Annotated in this window: 6 protein-coding genes; 3 read left to right on the plus strand and 3 right to left on the minus strand. The window is 60.7% G+C overall.

Annotation, left to right across the window (positions count from 1 at the left end; translation table 11 throughout):
• Window positions 1–61: 61 nt before the first annotated feature.
• Complete coding sequence (locus tag CHY22_RS04655) at window positions 62–406, plus strand: hypothetical protein (RefSeq protein WP_006235302.1); 345 nt, start codon at window positions 62–64, stop codon at window positions 404–406.
• Window positions 407–804: 398 nt separating this feature from the next.
• Here the strand turns inward: CHY22_RS04655 and CHY22_RS04665 are convergent, their stop codons facing one another.
• Window positions 805–2037, minus strand: a complete 1233-nt coding sequence (locus tag CHY22_RS04665) for a DUF4143 domain-containing protein (RefSeq protein WP_158551217.1) — start codon at window positions 2035–2037, stop codon at window positions 805–807.
• Window positions 2038–2314: 277 nt separating this feature from the next.
• A complete protein-coding gene (locus tag CHY22_RS04670) occupies window positions 2315–2536 on the minus strand; it encodes a hypothetical protein (RefSeq protein WP_089572637.1) in 222 nt (73 codons plus the stop codon).
• 99 nt (window positions 2537–2635) lie between these two features.
• Here CHY22_RS04670 and CHY22_RS04675 point away from each other — a divergent pair, with 99 nt between their 5' ends.
• Complete coding sequence (locus tag CHY22_RS04675) at window positions 2636–2830, plus strand: hypothetical protein (RefSeq protein WP_089572638.1); 195 nt, start codon at window positions 2636–2638, stop codon at window positions 2828–2830.
• A gap of 152 nt (window positions 2831–2982) precedes the next feature.
• On the opposite strand, the gene CHY22_RS04680 is transcribed toward CHY22_RS04675, so the two are convergent.
• Entirely contained in the window at window positions 2983–3222 is a 240-nt protein-coding gene (locus CHY22_RS04680) for a hypothetical protein (RefSeq protein ID WP_089572639.1), read from the minus strand.
• 714 nt (window positions 3223–3936) lie between these two features.
• On the opposite strand from CHY22_RS04680, the gene CHY22_RS04690 reads away from it, so the two are divergent.
• Window positions 3937–5229 (plus strand): IS30 family transposase, encoded by a 1293-nt coding sequence (locus tag CHY22_RS04690; protein WP_089572641.1) that lies wholly within the window; start codon window positions 3937–3939, stop codon window positions 5227–5229.
• The last annotated feature ends 214 nt before the right edge of the window (window positions 5230–5443 follow it).

Raw genomic sequence — 5443 nt, forward strand, 5'->3', positions numbered from 1 at the left:
GAGTCGTCCTCGCAGACGCTCAAGCAGGAATACCTCGATACATACGAGGGAGGCGAATGACATGAAACTATTTGAACAGCTGAAGTCCAATGCGTCGCGCATGGCTGTCTACGCCATCCTCGTGGCAACGGCTTTATGCGGAATCGCGGCACCCGTCTATGCGCTCAACGGGGAGAAAGGCGATGTCGAACCCGCGTACATGGCTTCGACGGTTAAGGACCGGTACAAAGCCTTCTCTGGAGACACGTTTTACGTAGCAGAGTACGACACGACCTACCGTCAGCTTCGCTACAACAAGGGCTACGACTATCTAGGCGCAGAGGCAATCAGCTATACGTCGGGTTGGTACCGCTCCAACTATGGACACATAACCCAGTTCAAGTGTAACTACCGTGTGTACAACTAAAGCAACCGGCCGGGACGAGGGGTGACGCAAAAGCGTCGCCCCCGTTTTTAACCATGCCAGCTGAACCTGGTTCAGGCTTCAATGCAAGAAGAAGCAGGCCGAGGTCCAGATTTCGGACAAGAAGAGGGCGCTCGCGCGCGAGGCGCGCAAGGCACGCAACCACGCGCTCATGGTCGCCGGCGGGCTCATCGTGAACCACGCGCCGTGCGGCAACTGGAAACGCATCGACTGGGACAGGCTTGCGGCGTGAATCGACCGCCACGGATACAAGATCACCGGCTCCACGCAGCACGGAATCTGGACCCGTAACCTTTCGTAGCCCAGATCAAAATACCGGTTGTTTCCAGAAATCCTCTAGGAGGCGTCTAGATAGAGGATTTCTGGAAATGCAAATAGCTTTAGATTCCGAGCGTATCGACCGGAGCAACAACGATGCCTTCGCTAGTTACGTGAGCCGGCATACCAAACCCGATGACGATGAGTTTCGCCGCAGGCGGCCTCTCCCCGCGATCGACCAGCTTTCGCTCAAGTCGAAGCAGATTTTCCACTGCCTCTGGGACTTGGGGGCTCCCGAGCTTAACCTCAACGGCAACCCACGAGCCGTCACGGCGATGGACAATCGCGTCGACCTCTAGGTCATCAGCGTCGTGGTAGTGAGATACGGTCGCATCGCTGACCGCCGCGTAAACCTTGAGATCGTGCAGCACAAGGGATTCGAAGAGCAAGCCAAGGGTCTTCGGATCGGATGACAACGACTCCGGATCCGCACCGATGAGGGCGACGGCGAGCGATGAGTCCGCAAGGTGCCGCTTCGCGCCCTGCCGCAACTTCACCGGCGACCTGAGAGCCGGATGCCACGCGGGGACATCGTCGACGATATTGATACGGCGCAGCGCGTCCATGTAGCCGGTAATCGTATTCTTTGAGACGTCAACACCCAAATCCCTTTCGATGGACCTCATGCCGGCAAGAGTCGATTCATTGCGTGCAAGCGACGAGAGCAAGGCCCTTACCTTAACCGGGTCGCGTTTCACTCCATCCGCCCTCGAAACGTCAGACTCGCAAACACCGTCAATATAGGCGGCGGCTATCCGCATTGCGTCGGCAGTTGTCTTACCGACCGCTTGGGGCCAACCGCCGCGGCAGAGCAAATCCGCGATACCGGCGATACCGGCGATGGATCCGAGTGACGCCGCAACGGAATCGCCATCGAGCAGCGCACCAAGCGAGACCGCTCCCGACGAAATACCGAGCTCGAAAAGCGTCATGGTATCCATCCGCAAACGGGCGATTCGACCCACGCCGCTGTGCATCGGCTGGTTCTCGGCTCGCGGCGTCGCAGATCCGGTGAGAATGAACTGTCCTGGCTCCCCTCCCCTGACATCGCATTCGAATCGCACGGCATCCCATAGCTTCGGTTCCTCCTGCCATTCGTCGACAAGCCTCGGGGTCGGTCCGACAATTGCCTGGGCCGGATCGAGACGAGCGAGCTGGAGGGCCGCAAAACCGCCAGATGGGTCGGAGAGAGATAACGATGACTCGGCAAATCTCTGAGCTGTCGTTGTCTTTCCACACCATTTCGGCCCCTGAATGAGCACTGCACCAAAAATGCCAAGGTCGCGCTCGACCAAGCAGTCAACACAACGTCCTATATACCGATCCATCGGCTTTCCCTCCAATCATTCATTTGAAATTATAGCGTCTATCTGCGTCGTTGGGACAAATAACGATTACTTATTGGGACGATTGACGGTAATTTATTGGGACGATTGACGATAGCTCGTTGGGACGATTTCAATTTTTCTAAGGCACCAATCAACAGCCGTGACCATATGACTGTGCGCACATGTTAGCATGGTCATATGGTCACATATTTATAGCTGCGGTTATGCTGCGACAACTCAACCGTTAGCGCTTATTAAACAGCCAACCAAATCCTGGTTTGTCCAGTTGGCGCATCTGCTCCACCTGAATCTCCGTCTCCACGCCATCCTTGCCGAAGACGGTGCTCATATTCTTAGTGATCGGGACGACCGTCTTCGCCTCATCCGTCGTTAGGTTGAAGCGCTGGCAGCCGACCTGGTTCTCAAGATGGATCTGGCCATCGGATCCAAAGACATTCTGGTACATGTCTGCCTCCTCGCAAGAAACTGTCGATCCCAAGATAACAGGCGGGCGAATCCGGAGCAGCAGACGCTCGATAATACATGATCATGTTAATGTAGTCATATGCTCACGTATTACAAGCTGGGACCTTATGTATTAGAGCTCAAACTGCGCCGCCGCGTCACCATGAACACCGACGGCGAGAACATCGACTACTTCAAGGCGGAGGCCGCCCGCACGGACGTCCCCTATCAGGTCATCATCAACATGTACCTGACGGAGTTCCGCATGCAGAAGAGGCACCTCGCGGTCGCGTAATACAAATAGGTAAGATCCCACGCGTGTCACGCCTCGGCGCAATCGGAGCGCCGTCTGCGGCGCGGGGCGGAATAAGACCGGGCGACCCGGGCAATCTGGTCCCGACTCTCCCGGTCGTATTCCTACGATATCGCCCCTAAATCACCAATGTGTCAGATAAAGAATGATGCAATGGCTATGATCACGCCTACGGCGGATGCGGCGACTGCGCCTTTTTTCCTCTCCTTTAGTCCGACGAATAGGGTTGCCGTAAAGTAAAGGGCGGAAATGCAGGCTATGGCAAGCGAAACGAGTTCCTTGGGCGGTTTCAGCAAAAGGTCGCTAGCAAAGAGTGATGCGAGCAGGGCAAAGCCGATTGTGGTCAAGTATCTCGATTGATTTTGCGACTGCATGGTAACTGCCTTTCAGAACATGCAAGTGAAAAGTCGGTACGATGTCATTGCGGTTGCAAACAAGGCGCCGCCAGGACCGGTTGTCACAAGACCGGCGATGACGCATTTTCTCGGTTTCCAGCTCATGACAGACCCCTCTCTCATGGTGAAACGCATACATTATGAGATATGCACATTATCTCGCTAATTAATTTCAATATCCATCATCTAACTAAAGAATACTGACTCACTGGTTCAGCGACGATGCGTTTTCGCCCTTGCGTTCCCACTCGCCGCGTCGGCGGTCGGAAGGGCCTCCGTCTCGCAATCAGCGACCTTGTAACCGTATCTGTCGAGCCAGGCGGCAAGCGCATCCCAATCGACGCGCTTCCAGTCGCCGCCCGGCGCGTGCTGCATCACGAGGCCTCCGGCGACCATGAGCGCGTGGATATGCCCTCCTTGCAGGCCAGCGATGATCCCGCCGGCGCATACGATGCCAGGTCGCTGTGCCGGCATGGCGCAAACGTATTGGCCTTTGTGCCCCTTTTGGCAACTTTAGCATGGCTGTAGGTTAAACCAACCCACAGCCATGAGCACGTTAACGTAGTACTATGCTACCTTGATTGGCAACTTCATCCGAACACTTCCCACATTCATCCGTACATGTACGGATGAATGTGGGAATCCGATACCCTGAGGGCCGGACCGGCCGGCCCCGGGAGATCGGAGGACGGCATGTCCGGAAAGAGGAAGAAGGGGGCCGGGAAGGCGGCCCCGAGGGCCTACGGCAGGCTCACCAGGCACGAGCGGGACACCGTGCAGAGGATGCTGGAGCGCGGGGCCTCGTGCAGGCAGATCGCGAGGGAGCTGGGCGGGTCGCCCTCGACGGTGTGCTCGGAGGTGGCGTCGCACAGGTTCGTGACCGCGCCGAGGGAGAGGCGCGGCGAGCGCGTGGACGCCTCCGCCGACCTGTCTGCGGCATGCCCGCGCCTGGCCGCGTGGCCGCGCTGCTGCAACGGGTACGGGCGGTACCGCGCGATCGGCTGCAAGCGCCGCCCGCACGTCTTCTACGACGCCCGCGCCGCGCAGCTGTGCGCGGACTCGGTCCTCGTCTCGTCCAGGCGCGGGATAGACGCCGACGAGCCCGCCGCGGCCGAGGCGCTCGCCCTCATCCGCGACGGCCTGGGCCGGGGGCTCTCGCCCGAGCAGCTGTCCGCCCGCGACGGCGGGCCCGTGGACCTGTCGCCCTCGACGATCTACCGCTGGGTCGCGGCGGGCTACGACGGCATGACCAACATGGAGCTCAGGAGGAAGGTCGGCTACAGGCCGAGGAGGCGCGCACCGACGGCCTCGGCCACGCGGCACTCGCCCCGCAGGTCGTACGCCGCGTTCCTCGGCCTGGGCGAGGACGCGTGCGCCGCCGCCTGGGAGATGGACACCGTCGAGGGCGCGCGGGAGGACGGCGCCTGCCTGCTCACGCTGCTGCACCGCCCCAGCAGGCTGCAGCTCGCGCTGCCGCTCGCGGCGAAGGACGCCGCGAGCGTGGCGGCGGCGCTCGCGGGCGTGCGCTCGGTGCTGGGCGCAGGCGGCACGGGGAGGGTCTTCCGCGCCGTGCTCACCGACAACGGCGCCGAGTTCTCCGACGAGGGCGCGATCGCCGCGCTCATCGGCGAGGGGCCCGGCGAGACGAGGCTGTTCTACTGCGACCCTAGGCGCAGCGACCAGAAGGGCGCCTGCGAGCGCAACCACGTCGAGATCAGGAAGCTGCTCCCCAAGGGCCGCGGCCTCAGGTTCGACCGGCTGGCCCCGGCGGACCTGTCGCTGGCGATGTCGCACGTGAACTCCGAGCCGCGCGGCGCGCTCGGCTTCGCGACGCCCGCCCGCGCCTTCCGGGCGATGCTCGGCGACGACGCGGCGGCGCTGCTGGAGGCGTACGGCATCGAGGACGTGCCCATCGACGAGCTCGACCTGACGCAGGGGCTCATCGCGCGGCCGCGCGAGGAAAGGGGCGATGCCCCGCTGTCCTAGCCTAAGGGAAAACGGAATAGACGGAACCGACCGTTCGGCTGAGTCTAGGAAAAGGTGCCGGGCGGCGGGCGGGGCATGGCCACCGGACCCATCGAAACACATCTCCACCGTTCCTTCAACTGGGAAAACGGCGCCCCCGGGCCCCGGGAGGGGCCGCGGGGGCGTTCGGCTAGGTGCGGGAACGGCCTATTTGCTCAATGTGTTCGGCTGAGAT

This window comes from Collinsella sp. TF06-26 (assembly GCF_002232035.1).
Classification (GTDB): Bacteria; Actinomycetota; Coriobacteriia; order Coriobacteriales; family Coriobacteriaceae; genus Collinsella.